Here is a 17,172-nt window from a genome sequence, read left to right as displayed (position 1 = left end):
TAAGAAGCAAATCTTCGCTTCTATATAAGGCACAAAACGGAGAGAGATTATGTTTGAACCAATGGAATTAACCAATGACGCGGTGATTAAAGTCATCGGCGTTGGCGGTGGCGGTGGCAATGCCGTTGAACACATGGTGCGTGAACGCATCGAAGGTGTTGAATTCTTTGCTGTTAACACGGATGCTCAGGCATTACGCAAAACAGCAGTAGGACAAACTATTCAGATCGGCAATGGTATTACAAAAGGCTTGGGAGCAGGAGCAAATCCTGAAGTTGGTCGTAATGCCGCTGAAGAAGATCGTGAAGCCTTGCGCAATGCGCTTGATGGGGCAGACATGGTCTTTATTGCTGCTGGTATGGGTGGTGGTACGGGCACCGGCGCAGCCCCAGTTGTGGCCGAAGTTGCTAAAGAGCTTGGTATTCTGACGGTAGCAGTTGTGACCAAACCTTTCAACTTTGAAGGTAAAAAACGCATGGCATTTGCTGAAACAGGGATCTCAGAACTATCTAAGCATGTTGATTCGTTGATTACTATTCCGAATGATAAATTATTAAAAGTGCTAGGACGTGGTATTTCTTTGCTCGATGCATTCGGTGCTGCAAATGATGTGCTAAAAGGTGCGGTTCAAGGCATCGCTGAGCTTATCACTCGTCCGGGTTTAATGAATGTGGATTTTGCTGATGTTCGTACCGTCATGTCTGAAATGGGTTATGCTATGATGGGATCTGGCGTGGCACGAGGTGAAGATCGCGCTGAAGAAGCGGCAGAAATGGCAATTTCTAGCCCCTTATTGGAAGATATTGATTTATCGGGTGCTCGTGGTGTATTGGTTAATATTACCGCAGGTTTTGATTTACGGCTCGATGAATTTGAAACAGTGGGTAATACCATTCGTGCATTTGCGTCGGATAATGCAACGGTTGTTATTGGTACTTCACTGGATCCTGAAATGAATGATGAGTTACGTGTGACCGTGGTTGCCACAGGAATTGGTATGGATAAGCGGCCAGAAATCACGTTGGTTACTAACAAAACAGCCCAAAAATCATCGCTAGAGCAGCGTTATCAGCAGATGCAAGGTTCAATGCCCGGCATGACTCCGTTAACGGAAGAAAAAACGGCTGCTAAAGTGGTGAATGAACAAAATATGCCGTCAAATAAGGAGCCGGACTATCTTGATATTCCAGCTTTTTTAAGAAAACAGGCTGATTAGTTAACAATTGATTGGTTTCTCTGCTTTTTGTGCTAAAATATCTTGCTAATCCTGAAGTGAGGGTTAGCAAGACAGTTAACGATGTGAGAAAAAACGATGATCAAACAAAGGACACTAAAACGTATTGTTCAAGCGACGGGCGTCGGTTTACATACTGGCAAGAAAGTCACTTTATCATTGCGTCCAGCACCGGCAAATACCGGGGTCATCTATCGCCGTACAGATTTAAATCCACCGGTTGATTTCCCGGCTGAGGCAAAATCGGTACGTGATACCATGCTATGTACCTGCTTGGTCAATGAAGATGATGTCCGTATTTCAACGGTAGAACATCTGAATGCTGCCTTAGCAGGGCTAGGAATTGACAATATTATCATTGAGGTAGATGCACCTGAAATCCCAATAATGGATGGAAGTGCTGCACCTTTTGTATTTTTATTGTTAGATGCCGGCATTGAAGAGTTAAACAGCGCCAAGAAATTTCTTCGTATTAAAGAAAATGTCCGAGTTACAGATGGTGATAAATGGGCTGAGCTAGCGCCTTATAACGGATTTAGCTTAGATTTCACTATCGATTTCAATCATCCTGCTATTAATAGTAGTACTCAACGTTATAAACTAGATTTTTCGGCCAAATCTTTTGTAAGAGATATTAGCCGTGCGCGTACCTTTGGCTTCATGCGTGATATTGAATACTTACAATCTAAAGGGTTATGTTTAGGCGGTAGCTTTGATTGTGCGATTGTTGTTGATGATTATCGCGTATTAAATGAAGATGGTTTGCGTTTTGAGGATGAATTTGTGCGTCATAAAACGCTAGATGCTATTGGTGATTTATTTATGTGTGGACATAATATCGTTGGTGCTTTTACCGCGTATAAATCAGGCCATGCATTGAATAACAAATTATTGCAAGCTGTTTTAGCAGCTGAATCTGCTTGGGATATGGTGACGTTCGAAGATGAATCTGAAATGCCTGTCGCATTTAAAACACCTTCGACAATAATAATCTGAGATATATTATTTTAAGCAGGATATTCTATCTATGGTACATCAGTGGATTATTCTCTCTCTTACATTGCTTTCGTTGATGTTTTTTACTCAAAATTAATCTTTATTGCTAGTTGCTTTGGTACTCTCTCCGGCCAATGCAGCTAGTCGCTCTAATTTTTCCTTTAGCTTTTTTGGACTTCTTTTTGCCAGGTTACGAATTGTCTTCGCACTCTCTTTGCTTAGTTTACTTATTATCTGTTTTGATGGTTTTATAGCTATTTGCTGAATTGATAAGCAATTTTTTGAATTTTTAGATGATAATGATGGATTAATCATTATGTTGATTGAAGATAAAGATGGTAAAATAGTGTTACGTAATGTTGAAAGTAGCGTAGGAAGTTCATAGCTTAATCGTGCTTTTCGGCTAGCATTGGTAACTTCTAGAATAAGAATATGTTGACGATAATTAGCGACTCGACACCAAGCCTTTAATTCGACAGGAAGTAGGCTGATAACAGTATTATTGAGTTTAATTAATGCCTGCGCGCGCTGTTGAATAGTTTGTAAAGTATTTGAATCATGGTTGTTTTCTTTTAACAAAATATTTAAAGATTGGGGATAACTATCGCGCATTTTTTTACTCCAATTCTTATATTATATGATATTCAATGAATATATTAGATCTTTGGCGACATTTTGGTAAACGATATTTTTGGCCGCACCTGTTATTAGGTATTGTAACGGCCAGTATTGGTATACCTACAGCTTTGGCAAAAGTGACTGAAAATATGTCACATACTATCCAATTATTACCACATTATCAGCAAAATTTAGAATTAGATCATCTACTAGCAGTCAGTAAGTATCGTATTTTTTATAATTGTGGCGCAAATTATTGGCATCAGCATGCTTTACGAAATATGATCCGCCAACTGACTTTTGTTTTCTCAGCTCATGAGACACAAAAGCAGTTGGAGGCCAATTTCAGTGTGCGTAAAAAACCAATTTCGTTTTATAATATGCTTGACACTCTTTACTCTATGGTTAATTTGAGTGTTTTTTATCCTATTGAGCAAAGTTTTACCAATTCATTAACTCAATCTTCTTATCACATTGCCTACCAAACTGCGCTATGGGTTGCTTGGGGTCAGGGTATTCGAGCTGGACCTTAACAAAAATTTCATAGACTTTTCTTTGATTCTTATAGCAACCATTGCTCAACTAAATATATTAATTATATTGGTTGAAACCAGATAATATAGGCGGATTTTAATAAGAGCACCGCCTTAATTGAGAAAAAATATTTATGTTAACTAAGTTACTAACAAAAATTTTTGGTAGTCGTAATGATCGTACTTTACGTCGTTTAGGTAAATTTGTTGATATTATTAATAAGTTAGAGCCTGAATTTGAAAAATTTTCCGACCAAGAACTTAAAGCCAAGACTGATGAATTTCGGCAGCGCCTTAAATCTGGAGCAACATTAGATGATTTGATCCCTGAGGCATTTGCAACCGTTCGCGAAGCCAGTAAACGTGTGTTTAATATGCGGCATTTTGATGTTCAGTTGCTAGGTGGTATGGTCCTTAATGAGCGCTGTATTGCAGAGATGCGTACTGGTGAGGGCAAAACATTAACATCAACATTACCTGCATATTTAAATGCTTTAACGGGTAAGGGTGTCCATATTGTTACCGTAAACGACTATTTGGCTAAGCGTGACGCTGAAAATAATCGACTATTGTTTGAATTTCTTGGTATGACAGTCGGTATTAATTTACCAGGTATGCCTGCGACAATGAAGCGCGAAGCCTATGCCGCGGATATTACCTATGGAACTAACAATGAATATGGTTTTGATTATCTGCGTGACAATATGGCTTTTAGTCCAGAAGAGCGTGTGCAGCGTAAACTCCACTATGCATTAGTTGATGAGGTTGATTCTATCTTAATTGATGAAGCTCGTACTCCATTGATTATTTCAGGACCAGCGGAAGATAGTTCAGATCTATATAAAAGAGTGGATAAATTAATTCCTCATCTTAAGCAGCAAGAAAAAGAAGATTCAGATACCTTTCAAGGTGAAGGGCATTTTTCTGTTGATGAAAAATCGCGTCAAGTTACCTTGACAGAACGTGGTTTGGAATTAATTGAACAATTATTAGCAAAAGCCAATTTAATGGAAGAGGGCGAATCACTTTATTCTCCGGCTAATATTATGCTTATGCACCACGTTATGGCTGCCCTACGCGCACATGCACTTTTCAGTCGAGACGTGGATTATATTGTTAAAGACGGTCAGATTATTATTGTTGATGAACATACCGGACGTACAATGGAAGGACGTCGTTGGTCAGATGGATTGCATCAAGCCGTTGAGGCAAAAGAAGGGGTTGAAATTCAAAATGAGAATCAGACATTAGCATCAATTACCTTCCAAAATTATTTTCGGCTATACGAAAAACTCGCGGGTATGACCGGTACCGCTGATACAGAAGCTTTCGAATTTAGATCTATCTATAAATTGGACACCATTGTTATTCCCACTAATCGTCCGATGATCCGTAATGATTTACCTGATTTAGTTTATATGACTGAAGCGGACAAATTTGCTGCCATTATCGATGATATTCGTGAATGTACTAGCAGAGGCCAACCGGTATTAGTAGGTACTATTTCAATCGAAAAATCAGAGCTAATTTCTCGGGAACTCACTAAAGCTAAAATTGCGCATAATGTTTTAAATGCTAAGTTCCATGCGATGGAAGCAGATATTATTGCTGAAGCAGGGCAGGCAGGTTCAGTGACTATTGCAACTAATATGGCCGGGCGAGGTACAGATATTGTATTAGGAGGCAGCTGGCAGGCAGAAATCAATAAACTAGAGGATGCTAGTCAGGAGCAAATTGATAAAATCAAGACAGCGTGGCAAGAGCGTCATGAGGCGGTAATTGCTGCAGGTGGTTTGCATATCATTGGTACAGAACGCCATGAATCTCGTCGTATTGATAACCAATTACGCGGACGTTCTGGACGCCAGGGTGATCCCGGTTCATCCCGTTTCTATCTTTCAATGGAAGATTCTTTGATGCGTATTTTTGCCTCTGATCGAGTGGCAGGTATGATGCGTAAATTGGGTATGAAACCTGGTGAAGCAATTGAACATCCTTGGGTAACAAAAGCCATTGCGAATGCACAGCGTAAGGTTGAAAGCCGTAACTTTGATATTCGAAAACAACTTTTAGAATATGATGATGTTGCTAACGATCAACGCCGAGCTATCTATTCACAGCGCAATGATCTATTAGATGGTGGTGATGTTAGTGAAACAATTGACAGTATTCGTGAAGACGTTATAACCGCAACTATCGATGCTTATATTCCTCCCCAATCTTTGGAAGAAATGTGGGATATTGATGGTTTACAAAAACGGTTAAGTAACGATTTTAGTTTAGAATTACCTGTTCAGGAGTGGTTGGATAAAGAACCCGAATTACATGAAGAAACTTTGCGTGAACGTATTCTAGAAAAAACGATTGCAGCTTATAGGGAAAAAGAGGAAATTGTTGGGAGCGAGATGATGCGTAATTTTGAGAAGGGCATCATGCTACAAACTCTTGATACATTATGGAAAGAGCATTTGGCTGCAATGGATTATTTGCGCCAGGGTATTCATTTACGAGGCTATGCCCAAAGAGATCCAAAACAGGAATATAAGCGCGAATCTTTTGGTATGTTTGCGAATATGTTAGAAACTCTGAAATATGAAGTAATTAGTACATTAAGCAAAGTAGAAGTTCGATTACCAGAGGAAGTCACTGTACTTGAGCAGCAAAGACGTGAAGAGGCAGAACGTCTTATGAAAAAGCAGCGCCTTAGCCATGAAATTGAAAATGAATCATTGATGTCAAAAACGGAAGCTCAAATGGCGGCCCAAGGCCATAAAATTGGTCGCAATGAACCTTGTCCATGTGGCTCAGGTAAAAAATATAAGCATTGCCATGGTAGCTTAGGTTAAAGCTCAGTTGCTAAAACAATTAAAAATAAGAGCGGAGAATATATCCGCTTTTTTACTGTACAACTTAAAAAATAATTAAATTATTTTATGGAAAAAAAACAATTACACATTGCTGTTGGCATTATTAGAAATGCACAACAAGAAATTTTTATTACCCAACGGGCAGCTAATTCACATATGGGGGGGGTTTGGGAATTTCCTGGTGGTAAATTAGAAGTTGGCGAAACACCAGTAGAAGCATTGTTTCGTGAGCTTAAAGAAGAAATTGGGATAGAAGTTATTCACAGTCAATTGTTGCAGGTTGTTGAACATGAATTTCCAGATCGTAGAACAACCTTGCATTTTTTTCTTGTTGAGCAATGGGATTGCCAGCCTTATGGAAAAGAAGGCCAATCTTCACGTTGGCTTTTACAAAAATTACTGGTAGCTGAAGAATTTCCTCCTGCGAACCGAGTAATTGTTGATATGTTAATCAATAATGTGATTTGAGTTGCTATCCGATAAATAAGTTAAAATAAATAAGTTTGTTATATTATTGTATGTAAGAGTTGTGTAATGATGTAGATAAGATCATAGTGTTTTTGATTATAAATTTATTTTTTACTGTTAGGATCATCGGAGATTTCACTCCAATCATCTATTTCAGAAATATTTCGTTGACTTGAGATCCTTTTTTCTTCACCAGCCCATTCACCAAGATCGATTAATCGACAACGTTTACTGCAAAAAGGGCGATAAGGACTACTCTCTTGCCAAATAACAATTTTATGGCAAGTTGGACATTTTACCGTGAGCTTATCTGGCATAAGGACTCCTAACAACAGGCTAATTTAAATGGTAATTCATCAGGTACAATACCATTTTCGCTGTCTTCATGTAAGAAGCGGATAGCAAAACGTGTTTTATGTCCAGAAATCTGAGGATATAAGGATAGATTTATTGGTAACTTTATTCGAATAAGATCCGCATTTTCTACGCTGCCTTGATAGAAACCATTATAGCTTTTTTGATTAGTAAATGTATTAGACTTGCGGATCAAATTTAATAGCATAATTAAAGCAGAACGTAACGGAAGGATGCCATCAATCCAAAAGTTAATTCTAGTTTCAATTTCTTTTTTATGAGTATTTAACCATAAATGTAAGGCCGGTAAATCAAAGCTACAACAACCTCCAGGTATACTTAAACGCTGGCGAGCAATACTAATAACTTTATCTTGCCGTAAGTGCTGACCAATGCGTGGCGCTTCTCTTAATAATGTGAGATTTTCTTGGAGTTCTCTTAGAAGATTTTTAATCAATGTTTTATCTGCGTGGGGATCACTGCACCATTGATTAAGTTTATTTTTTTGTTTATCTAATTCTTTGATAATGTCTGCACGTATATCGCTGCGATCTAATACTTCGATTAATTCAGAAACAGCACGAAAAAAAGCTAACCCAGTAGCTAATGAGTTGATGTTCTTCAGGTCAATAAGTTGCTGAAGTAAACACTCCATGCGCAGCCAAGAGCGCATTTTCTCATTTAATGGATGTTCATAAATAATGGTAGAAATAGTATTACTCATTATGTGTTTCCTGAGAAGCATTCATAGCTAATTGCAAATATTTCTGATGTAATTTCGCTATAGTTTCATCAAGTGTTAAGTTGTTATCGTGATTAATAATTATATCATCAGCTTTTTGTAAACGCTTTGTTCGGCTAACTTGGTTAGATAAAATATTTTTTGCTTCTTGCTGACTAATGCCGTCACGCTTAATTATACGAGCTATTTGTTCTTCTGGTGTTACGTCAATGACTAGCACGCGATTGGCAAGATGCGCTAGATTATTTTCAATTAATAAAGGGACAACCCAAACTACATAAGGGGAGTCAAGTAGAGTTAGCTGGCGTTGTGTTTCTTGATGTATTAACGGATGAAGCAAATCATTTAACCAATTTTTTTCTACTGGATCACTAAATATTTTTTTTCTTAATTTAGCGCGATTTAAAGAGCCATTATTATGGAGAATAGTTGAACCGAAATGTTGTTTTATCATATTAAGAGCATAAGTATTAGGCATAACAATTTGTCTTGAAATAATGTCTGCATCAATAATTGGTACTCCTAAGGATGCAAATTTATCTGAAACGGTGCTTTTTCCGCTTCCGATCCCGCCTGTCAGAGCAACAATATAGCTCATGCATCCTCTCTTTCAATAAATTTAAATTGAAAACTCCAAACAAAGGCCGTTAATTTTTTTATGTTTATCATAACGGGTTTGAACATCATAATATTTTTTATTTTATTGTTACATTGATTACTTAAGAAATAATATTACCTAAATTAAAAATCGGCAAATACATAGTGAATAATAATCCAGTAATTACAACTGCGAGTATTAGTATTAGCATAGGTTCAATTAATTTTATCTTTTTATTAACATAGTTAAGCAGATTATCCTGGTACCAGTTAGCCAATTTTTCTAAAAATAATGTTAAATTGCCTGATAATTCTCCGGCAGTAATAAATTGCAAGCATAGATATGGGAATAGTTTCTCTCTTTTTATACTTTCGCTAAAAGAAATACCTCGCTGAATTTTTTGATATATAGAATGAATAGCATCATGATAAACGGGATGTTTTAGTGTTTTTAATACATACTCGAATCCTTCTAATAATGTTAATCCTGATTTTTGTGTAATATGGAGCGTTTGAAAAAAATAGTAAAGTTGTTGCCAAGAAATGAGTTTATTGAGTAATGGTAAATGTAGGATAAATTTTTGTTCTCGTTTAATTAAATTTGGCGAATATTGCCTATATATAAAATAACCCCAAAAAATACAAACTAAGGTAGCAACAATATACAAAGCATTGTCAGCAATTTTATCAGAAATGGTAATAAGCAATTTAGTTGCTATTGGAAGTTGAGCATTAAATGTTTGATATATTGCTTTAAATTCAGGTAAAACGAAAAATAGCATTAATGAAACCACGATTGAAGCAATAATTAAAATAATGCAAGGATACTGTAGCGCTTTAGTTATTTTTTGTTTTAATATTTGTTGTTGTTGAAGTTGTTGGTAAATAAGTTGGCAATTTTTTTCGAGGCTATTGGTATGTTCACCTATTTCTACTAGGCGATAAATTATTTCTGGAAAAAGTTTAGGATAACATTTTAATGTTGAAGAGAATGCTTCCCCTTGATTAATACGTTTAATGATTTCTGCTAATATACATTTCCAGACCGACATATTACATTCTTTTTGAATAATATTTAGACTTTGAATTAAAGAAATATTGGACTTAAGTAATACACTAAGTTGATACATAAGATGCAAGCGATAGCTAAGAATTTTTGTGGTATATAGCGCAATTTCTCTGATTTTAATTGAAATAGGTATTAAATTGTTTTTGAGAATATATTCATAAACCTCCTGTCTAGAATGAGATATTTTATAATTTTCTATTAATATTCCCCGAGTGTTAATTGCTCGATATTTATAGATAAAATTCACTAAATTATCTCCTGTCCTGTTACTTCATACACTTCTTTTAGTGTTGTTATGCCGGCTTCGACTAGAAGTAATCCAGAAGCAAATAAACTAACGAAAGGTATTTTTTCTGTTTTTACTGGTAGCTGATAAAATTGTGTAGCTCCAGTTTCTTCTTTAAGCTCTAAAAATTCATAAATTGCAGTCCGACCTAAATATCCACCGAAACAATGGTCACATCCAACAGCCTGCCAGGTCGTAATTTCAGTTTCAATGTTATCATTTTGAATAGTAATAGGATTTTCTTCATGACGTTTACAGCTAGGGCATAATTTTCTAACAAGTCTCTGAGCAATAATCAACTTCACACAAGAATGTATTAAATGTGGAGATATGCTTAAATTTTCTAGTCGTTCTAATGTGCTTTTCGTTGAATTTGTATGGAGTGTTGATAATACTAAATGGCCGGTTTGGGCGGCTTTTATAGCAATTTCAGCTGTTTTTTGATCGCGTATTTCACCTAGCATAATAATATCAGGATCTTGGCGAAGTAATGCTCTTAAAATAGTTGAAAAATTCAAACCTATTTTTTCGTTTACAGGTATTTGATTAACTCCTTTTATCGGGATTTCGACTGGATCTTCAATTGTTGAAATATTTAATTCACTTTGATTAAGATATTCAAGGCAGCTATAAAGTGTTACGGTTTTACCACTTCCTGTTGGCCCGGTAACAAGAATCATTCCTTGTGGCAGAGAAAGTTTTTGTTTTAAAATAGCGAGGAAATTATTTTTTATACCTAGTTGTTCTAAAGAATAATGATTTTTAGTATTTAATATTCTTAAAACTATTTTTTCACCATAGAGTGTTGGTAATGTTGAAATGCGAATAGCATAGTGGATATCATGGCTTATCCATTCAAGTTGTCCATCTTGAGGCAAGCGCTTTTCTGCAATATTCAATTTTGCTAATATTTTTAATCGAGCAAATATTTCTGCACAATTTTCAACTGGCGGTGAAGGAACATAAAATAATTTACCATCAACTCTAATACGGATTTTGGTAGCGGTCTTAAATGGCTCTATATGAATATCTGATGCTCGTTTTTCAATGGCAGATGCAATAAGATAATCGACATAATTTACTGCTGGTGAATTAGGTTTGTCTTCATTATTGATTGTTGGATCATAACGTATAGGTTCTTCTTGTATTTCAACTTCATGATTACAGCGATTAAAATAATGCTCAATTTTTTCTTTTGGCCAGATATCATAACAAACAGGAACACTAGAAATAAAACGCAATGCTGTTAACAGTTCGTCATTAGGTTTTTTATAACTTGCAATAGAAAGTTTTTTTGAATTGAATTCGATCATTACAATATCATGACGATAACAAAGTTTTTTTAATTCATCTTCGATAAGATTAAAATCCTTAGGAATAGCTGTTATAAAAGTCATAATAGAGCCTTATTTTTTAGAATCTAAAAGTGTCTGCACAATGTTTTTTTAATCCGGAATCTGTACTTTCACAAAAAACTTTCCAGCTCACTTGATTTTCTGTTGTAGATAATGTTGGCTCTAACGTTATAGTTAAATCTTTTAGTGATTTTGTACCAACAACTTTAATTGTTCCATCTTTCACTTCAATATCACTGACATATTTCCCGGTCTTACTTGTTGGAATTGAAGATACGCCATTGTGGCAACCTGTAAAATGCCCATTTTCAAATCCACACAGTTCCGTATGCATTTTATAAGGCACAATAAACTGCAACATGTCAGTTAGAGCAGCTTTTTGCATATAACTTTTGTAGCTTGGAATACTAATTGCGCTAAGAACTGCAATAATTGCAATTGCTACCATTATTTCCATTAGGGAGAATCCTTGTTGTTTCATCATATTTTCCATTATCGATTGAAGATAACGTGATGATGTACAAGAGTAAGAAAAAATAATAATGAAAAAATAAAATATTAGAATATTGTTCTAAATATTATTTTTTTATGTTGAAAATAAAAAAAATAAATTCGAGCAATCTCACAAATAATTAGTTTGGCTATTTTTTATTGAAATAAATTTTCTAATATTAGCCATCATTTGTAAGTTAGCTTAGGGCAGAAATAAATAACAATTTATGATAGCTCATTTGGAGTATATATTTGTCATATATTTTGTGAAATGTATTATTTATTTACTTTTAAGATAAAGAGTTTTTATTAGCAAAGTATTCATATTAATTGTGCAGAAAAAATATCTATTTAGATTTTATATGTTGTAGTAGCGTATTAGGTTGACGTAAATTAATAAAAAAATTTACTAGACATATTTATACAATACTGTGGGGTAAAACTTAGTAATAAATTATTACTGTAAATATTAAGGAGTTGTAATGGTACTTATCAATCATGATGTGAAGCGACGTAAGGAACAATTATTAGAACGTTTACAGCAAGATATTCCTGCTAATATTACTTTCGCACTACAGGAGGATTTAGGCGGAAGTATAAATATAGAGAATGATATTAGTGGGCAATTGTTAGCAAAAAAACAGCTGGCTATTGCTAAAATAATTACCCGTGAAGATGGTATTTTTTGTGGAATGCATTGGGTAGAGGAGATATTTAAGCAACTTGATCAATCTGTTCAGCTTAGATGGCAGGTCAGGGATGGCGATAAAATAAAATCTGGTCAGATGCTTTGTACGATTGAGGGCGATGCCCATATACTGTTAATCGCTGAAAGGATTGCGCTCAATTTCCTCCAAACTTTATCAGGTGTTGCTACCAAAACAGCTAATTATGTTGATATATTGCAAGGCACAGAAGTAAAGTTGTTAGATACGCGTAAGACTATACCTGGTTTAAGAACTGCTCTCAAATATGCAGTGCTTTGTGGTGGTGGTTTTAATCACAGGTTAGGCTTATTTGATGCTTATTTAATTAAAGAAAATCATATTATTGCAGCAGGTAATATTACTTCAGCAATTAAAAAAGCACGTTTAGCGCATACAAATGTTCCTATCGAAGTTGAAGTTGAAAATATAAATGAATTAATTGAGGCAGTAGAAGCAAAAGCAGATATTGTTATGCTGGATAATTTTACTATTCCTATGATGAAAGAAGCGGTAGTGATTGCTAAGGGAAGGGTAGCTCTCGAAGTATCTGGTAATATCACGCTAAAAACATTAAAAGAGTATGCTAAGACGGGTGTAGATTATATTTCTGTTGGCGCATTAACTAAAAATATTACAGCAATAGATCTTTCTATGAGATTTAATCAGACGCTGGATGGTATTGCTAAAATATCTTAGCTATTTATTCAAGCATAATAATGAGATAGCAATGAGTTTACCTTAATTCAATATTATGTGGCTAAGTATTTAGTACGTTAATTTGTATAAATATCAAGATAATATACTGACATTAATTAAATTTTCTTAATTACTGTATTTATTTTGAATTAAGTATTTTTTAACATCAATTCTATCAATCATTGTCATTGAAAAACATTAATATCAATTATAAAAACTTGTTGTTTTTTAATTATTACATTGAATATTTATTCATTCATATTGATTAATTGTTTGATTAAAAGCAAATAGTAACGTTTCAGTTGATTAATTATATATAAAAAAATTAACATTGCTGCTTCAAAATAAACTGAAACTATCATTTTTTTGAATTTTTAAAAATCCTTATCAAAAAGTACAAGTTTTTTAAGGTTAAATTTAAGCTTTTATGGACAGCTGGTGAATACTTTGTTACTTTATGTACATCTAAGATAAATTGGTATTACCAATTGACTTTGGTAGTGTTAAATAAATATTTACGCAAAATATGAGTGGCCAATTGTAAATATGGTTTATAGCAAAATTCGCCAACCTAAATTATCTGATGTCATTGAACAGCGCCTTGAGCATTTAATTCTTGAAGGAATATTGCGCCCCGGAGAAAAATTGCTACCTGAACGTGAGTTGGCTAAGCAATTTGATGTTTCTCGTCCTTCTTTGCGTGAGGCGATTCAGAAGCTAGAAGCAAAAGGTTTTCTCCTTCGCCGACAGGGAGGTGGTACATTCGTCCAAACAAATTTATGGCAAAGCTTTAGTGATCCGCTTACCCAATTATTATCTGGCCATATGGAATCACAATTTGATCTTTTGGAAACACGTCACGCACTTGAAGGTATTGCGGCTTATTATGCTGCTTTAAGAGGTACTGATGAGGATCTGGCTCGAATTAAGATAAGTCATCTACAAATTCAGGATATCCAAGAGCGTGGAGATGTTAATGCTGAAGTTGAAGCTGTTTTGCAATATCAGTTGGTTGTTACTGAAGCGGCGCATAATGTCGTATTACTCCATATACTTCGTTGTATGGTTCCAATGTTAGAGCAGAATATTAGACAAAATTTTGAGTGTTTATATACACGTAAAGAAATGCATGCAGCAGTAAGTAAACATAGAACTCAAATTTTTGAAGCTATTATCGCACGTGAACCTGAAAAAGCACAGGAAGCTTCACATCGTCATTTAGCATTTATTGAGGAGATTTTGCTGGACATCAGCCGTGAGCATACACGTCGTGAGCGTTCTTTACGTCGAGTACAACAATACCAAAATTTAATTTAGTAGTGCAGATTTTTGTTGCTGCGTCTGCATTACCACTCTGATTTATTAGAGACAAAGTTGCGGCAATAGGAACTATCTTTTGTTCTTCTTTTTGGTTTTAGTAAATATGTTCAAAAGATGGCTCAGTAACTATATTAGAAACAGATAATAGATAAGGAATAGACCATGTCAGATATGTCGAAGAATGACGTGGATCCGATCGAAACTCGCGACTGGTTACAGGCGATCGAATCGGTCATCCGTGAAGAAGGTGTTGATCGTGCTCAGTATCTTATTGATCAAGTATTACAACAAGCACGTAAGGGCGGCGTTAATATCGCAGCAGGTTCTGGAAACTGTGATTATATCAACACTATTTCCGTAGAGGATGAGCCTGATTATCCAGGCAACATGGATTTAGAGCGTCGTATTCGCTCTGCGATTCGTTGGAATGCTGTAATGGCAGTTTTACGAGCTTCTAAAAAAGATTTGGAGTTAGGTGGTCATATGGCTTCCTTCCAGTCTTCTGCAACTTTATATGAAGTCTGTTTTAATCACTTCTTCCGGGCAAAAAACAATAAAAATGGTGGAGATTTAGTTTATTTCCAAGGGCATATTTCACCTGGTATCTATGCACGTGCGTTTTTGGAAGGGCGTCTCACTGAAGAGCAAATGGACAATTTCCGGCAAGAAATTGGTGGCAAAGGTCTTTCCTCTTACCCTCATCCTAAGCTGATGCCTGAGTTTTGGCAATTTCCTACCGTCTCGATGGGATTAGGTCCAATTGGTGCTATTTATCAAGCAAAATTCTTAAAATACTTACAACACAGAGGCTTAAAGGATACCGCAGATCAGACAGTTTATGCTTTCCTTGGTGACGGTGAAATGGATGAGCCTGAATCGAAAGGTGCCATCACCATTGCGACTCGAGAAAAGTTAGATAACCTTGTTTTTGTGATCAACTGTAACCTACAACGCCTTGATGGGCCAGTTACTGGTAATGGTAAGATTGTTAATGAATTAGAAGGTATTTTTAGCGGTGCTGGATGGCAGGTTATTAAAGTCCTGTGGGGTGGCCGCTGGGATGAATTATTGCGCAAGGATACTTCAGGTAAACTTATTCAGTTGATGAATGAAACTTTAGACGGTGACTATCAAACATTTAAATCTAAAGATGGCGCTTATGTTCGTGAACACTTCTTCAATCGTTATCCTGAGACAAGTGCACTTGTCAAGGATATGACCGATGATGAAATCTGGTCGTTAAACCGTGGTGGCCATGATCCGAAAAAAGTTTATGCCGCTTTTAAGCAAGCGCAAGATACTAAAGGTAAGCCAACAGTCATTTTAGCTCAAACGGTTAAAGGCTATGGCATGGGCGATACTGCTGAAGGTAAAAATATTGCCCATCAGGTGAAAAAAATGAATCTAGAAGGGGTTCGTTATTTCCGTGATCGCTTTAATGTACCGGTAGCGGATGATCAAGTGGAAAAATTGCCTTTTATTACTTTTAAAGAAGATTCAGATGAATATAAATATTTGCATGAACGTCGTCAGGCATTAGGCGGATATTTACCGGCACGAAATCCTACCTTTGATGAAAAATTAGATATTCCTAGCCTAGAAGATTTTAGCCAATTATTAGCCGAGCAAAATAAAGAGATCTCTACTACGATCGCATTTGTACGTGCTTTGAACGTAATGTTAAAAAATAATTCAATTAAAGATCGTCTAGTGCCAATTATTGCTGATGAAGCACGTACTTTTGGTATGGAAGGTTTATTCCGTCAGATTGGGATCTATAGTCCAAATGGACAGCAGTACACTCCTCAGGATCGTGAACAAGTTGCTTACTACAAAGAAGATGAAAAAGGTCAAATTCTTCAAGAAGGTATCAATGAATTGGGTGCTGGTGCCTCTTGGTTAGCTGCCGCTACATCATATAGCACGAATAACCTGCCGATGATCCCATTTTATATTTATTATTCCATGTTTGGTTTTCAGCGTATTGGTGATCTGCTATGGGCGGCGGGAGACCAGCAAGCGCGTGGTTTCCTGATTGGCGGGACTTCAGGGCGTACTACATTGAATGGTGAAGGTTTGCAGCATGAGGATGGACATAGCCATATCCAGTCACTAACCATACCTAACTGTATCTCTTATGATCCAGCTTATGCTTATGAAGTTGCTGTTATTATGCACGATGGTTTAGTTCGTATGTATGGTGAGAAACAAGAAAATGTTTACTATTATATTACTACCTTGAACGAAAATTATCATATGCCAGCGATGCCTGCTGGTGTCGAGGAAGGTATTCGTAAAGGTATCTATAAACTTGAATCGCTAAAAGGCAAAAAAGGCAAAGTTCAATTATTAGGATCAGGTTCAATGATGCGTCACGTCCGCGAAGCGGCAAAAATTTTGTCCAGTGAGTACAGTATTGGTTCTGATGTTTATAGTGTAACGTCATTTACCGAATTAGCTCGTGAAGGACAAGATTGTGAGCGTTGGAATATGTTACATCCGTCTGAAAAACCTCGTGTACCTTATGTTGCTCAAATCATGAATGATGCGCCTGCGGTTGCATCAACAGATTATATGAAATTATTTGCAGAACAAATTCGTTCCTACATTCCTGCAAGTGATTATCGTGTTTTGGGTACTGATGGTTTTGGTCGTTCAGATAGCCGTGAAAACCTCCGTCATCATTTTGAGGTTGATACTTCCTATGTAGTAGTAGCGGCGTTGGGTGAATTAGTAAAACGTGGTGAAATGGATGTAAAATTGGTGGATGAAGCTATCAAAAAATACAACATCAACCCAGAAAAAATTAACCCGCGTCTGGCATAAGAGGTAAAATCA

General features: G+C 36.0%; 15 protein-coding genes. 8 read left to right on the top strand and 7 right to left on the bottom strand.

The features are described 5' to 3' along the window. Positions 1 to 49: 49 nt before the first annotated feature. Together ftsZ and lpxC are read left to right on the top strand one after the other, a co-directional pair. Complete coding sequence (ftsZ, locus tag QE177_RS10665; RefSeq protein ID WP_026821773.1) at positions 50 to 1,216, top strand: cell division protein FtsZ; 1,167 nt, start codon at positions 50 to 52, stop codon at positions 1,214 to 1,216. 96 nt (positions 1,217 to 1,312) lie between these two features. Beyond that, entirely contained in the window at positions 1,313 to 2,230 is a 918-nt protein-coding gene (gene lpxC, locus QE177_RS10660) for a UDP-3-O-acyl-N-acetylglucosamine deacetylase (protein ID WP_026821774.1), read from the top strand. A 93-nt stretch (positions 2,231 to 2,323) separates the two neighbouring features. Here the strand turns inward: lpxC and QE177_RS10655 are convergent, their stop codons facing one another. Continuing rightward, the gene (locus tag QE177_RS10655) at positions 2,324 to 2,842 is read right to left on the bottom strand and encodes a DciA family protein (protein WP_280549485.1); all 519 of its coding nucleotides are present in this window, start codon (positions 2,840 to 2,842) and stop codon (positions 2,324 to 2,326) included. Positions 2,843 to 2,877: 35 nt separating this feature from the next. Between QE177_RS10655 and secM the strand changes: the two genes are divergently transcribed. From secM to mutT, 3 genes are all read left to right on the top strand, one after another. After that, on the top strand, positions 2,878 to 3,381 hold the full coding sequence (secM, locus tag QE177_RS10650; protein ID WP_280549483.1) for a secA translation cis-regulator SecM: 504 nt from the start codon (positions 2,878 to 2,880) through the stop codon (positions 3,379 to 3,381). Between the two features lie 134 nt (positions 3,382 to 3,515). Beyond that, complete coding sequence (gene secA, locus QE177_RS10645; RefSeq protein ID WP_280549480.1) at positions 3,516 to 6,227, top strand: preprotein translocase subunit SecA; 2,712 nt, start codon at positions 3,516 to 3,518, stop codon at positions 6,225 to 6,227. A gap of 87 nt (positions 6,228 to 6,314) precedes the next feature. Continuing rightward, a complete protein-coding gene (gene mutT, locus QE177_RS10640; protein WP_280549478.1) occupies positions 6,315 to 6,716 on the top strand; it encodes an 8-oxo-dGTP diphosphatase MutT in 402 nt (133 codons plus the stop codon). A gap of 104 nt (positions 6,717 to 6,820) precedes the next feature. Here mutT and yacG read toward each other — a convergent pair whose 3' ends face one another. The 6 genes from yacG to ppdD all read right to left on the bottom strand — a co-directional run bounded on the left by yacG (position 6,821) and on the right by ppdD (position 11,600). Next, the gene (yacG, locus tag QE177_RS10635) at positions 6,821 to 7,033 is read right to left on the bottom strand and encodes a DNA gyrase inhibitor YacG (RefSeq protein WP_280549476.1); all 213 of its coding nucleotides are present in this window, start codon (positions 7,031 to 7,033) and stop codon (positions 6,821 to 6,823) included. Between the two features lie 8 nt (positions 7,034 to 7,041). After that, positions 7,042 to 7,794, bottom strand: coding sequence for a cell division protein ZapD (zapD, locus tag QE177_RS10630; RefSeq protein WP_280549474.1), 753 nt, complete (start codon positions 7,792 to 7,794; stop codon positions 7,042 to 7,044). Continuing rightward, positions 7,787 to 8,410, bottom strand: coding sequence for a dephospho-CoA kinase (gene coaE / locus QE177_RS10625; RefSeq protein ID WP_280549472.1), 624 nt, complete (start codon positions 8,408 to 8,410; stop codon positions 7,787 to 7,789). The genes zapD and coaE overlap by 8 nt, the downstream gene beginning before the upstream one ends. Positions 8,411 to 8,531: 121 nt before the next feature. Continuing rightward, positions 8,532 to 9,725 carry a type II secretion system F family protein gene (locus QE177_RS10620; protein WP_280549470.1) on the bottom strand — a complete coding sequence of 398 codons (1,194 nt, stop codon included), beginning with the start codon at positions 9,723 to 9,725 and terminating at the stop codon, positions 8,532 to 8,534. Next, on the bottom strand, positions 9,725 to 11,161 hold the full coding sequence (locus QE177_RS10615; protein WP_280549468.1) for an ATPase, T2SS/T4P/T4SS family: 1,437 nt from the start codon (positions 11,159 to 11,161) through the stop codon (positions 9,725 to 9,727). The genes QE177_RS10620 and QE177_RS10615 overlap by 1 nt, the downstream gene beginning before the upstream one ends. A gap of 16 nt (positions 11,162 to 11,177) precedes the next feature. After that, a complete protein-coding gene (gene ppdD / locus QE177_RS10610) occupies positions 11,178 to 11,600 on the bottom strand; it encodes a prepilin peptidase-dependent pilin (protein ID WP_280549466.1) in 423 nt (140 codons plus the stop codon). A 493-nt stretch (positions 11,601 to 12,093) separates the two neighbouring features. On the opposite strand from ppdD, the gene nadC reads away from it, so the two are divergent. From nadC to aceE, 3 genes are all read left to right on the top strand, one after another. Next, complete coding sequence (gene nadC, locus QE177_RS10605; protein WP_280549464.1) at positions 12,094 to 13,014, top strand: carboxylating nicotinate-nucleotide diphosphorylase; 921 nt, start codon at positions 12,094 to 12,096, stop codon at positions 13,012 to 13,014. 546 nt (positions 13,015 to 13,560) lie between these two features. After that, the gene (gene pdhR, locus QE177_RS10600) at positions 13,561 to 14,331 is read left to right on the top strand and encodes a pyruvate dehydrogenase complex transcriptional repressor PdhR (RefSeq protein ID WP_280549462.1); all 771 of its coding nucleotides are present in this window, start codon (positions 13,561 to 13,563) and stop codon (positions 14,329 to 14,331) included. A gap of 165 nt (positions 14,332 to 14,496) precedes the next feature. Next, positions 14,497 to 17,160, top strand: a complete 2,664-nt coding sequence (gene aceE, locus QE177_RS10595) for a pyruvate dehydrogenase (acetyl-transferring), homodimeric type (protein WP_280549461.1) — start codon at positions 14,497 to 14,499, stop codon at positions 17,158 to 17,160. Positions 17,161 to 17,172: the final 12 nt, after the last annotated feature.

Origin of the sequence: Arsenophonus sp. aPb (assembly GCF_029873475.1) — a bacterium.
GTDB lineage: Bacteria > Pseudomonadota > Gammaproteobacteria > Enterobacterales > Enterobacteriaceae > Arsenophonus.
This window is presented reverse-complemented; position numbering and strand designations above follow the sequence as displayed.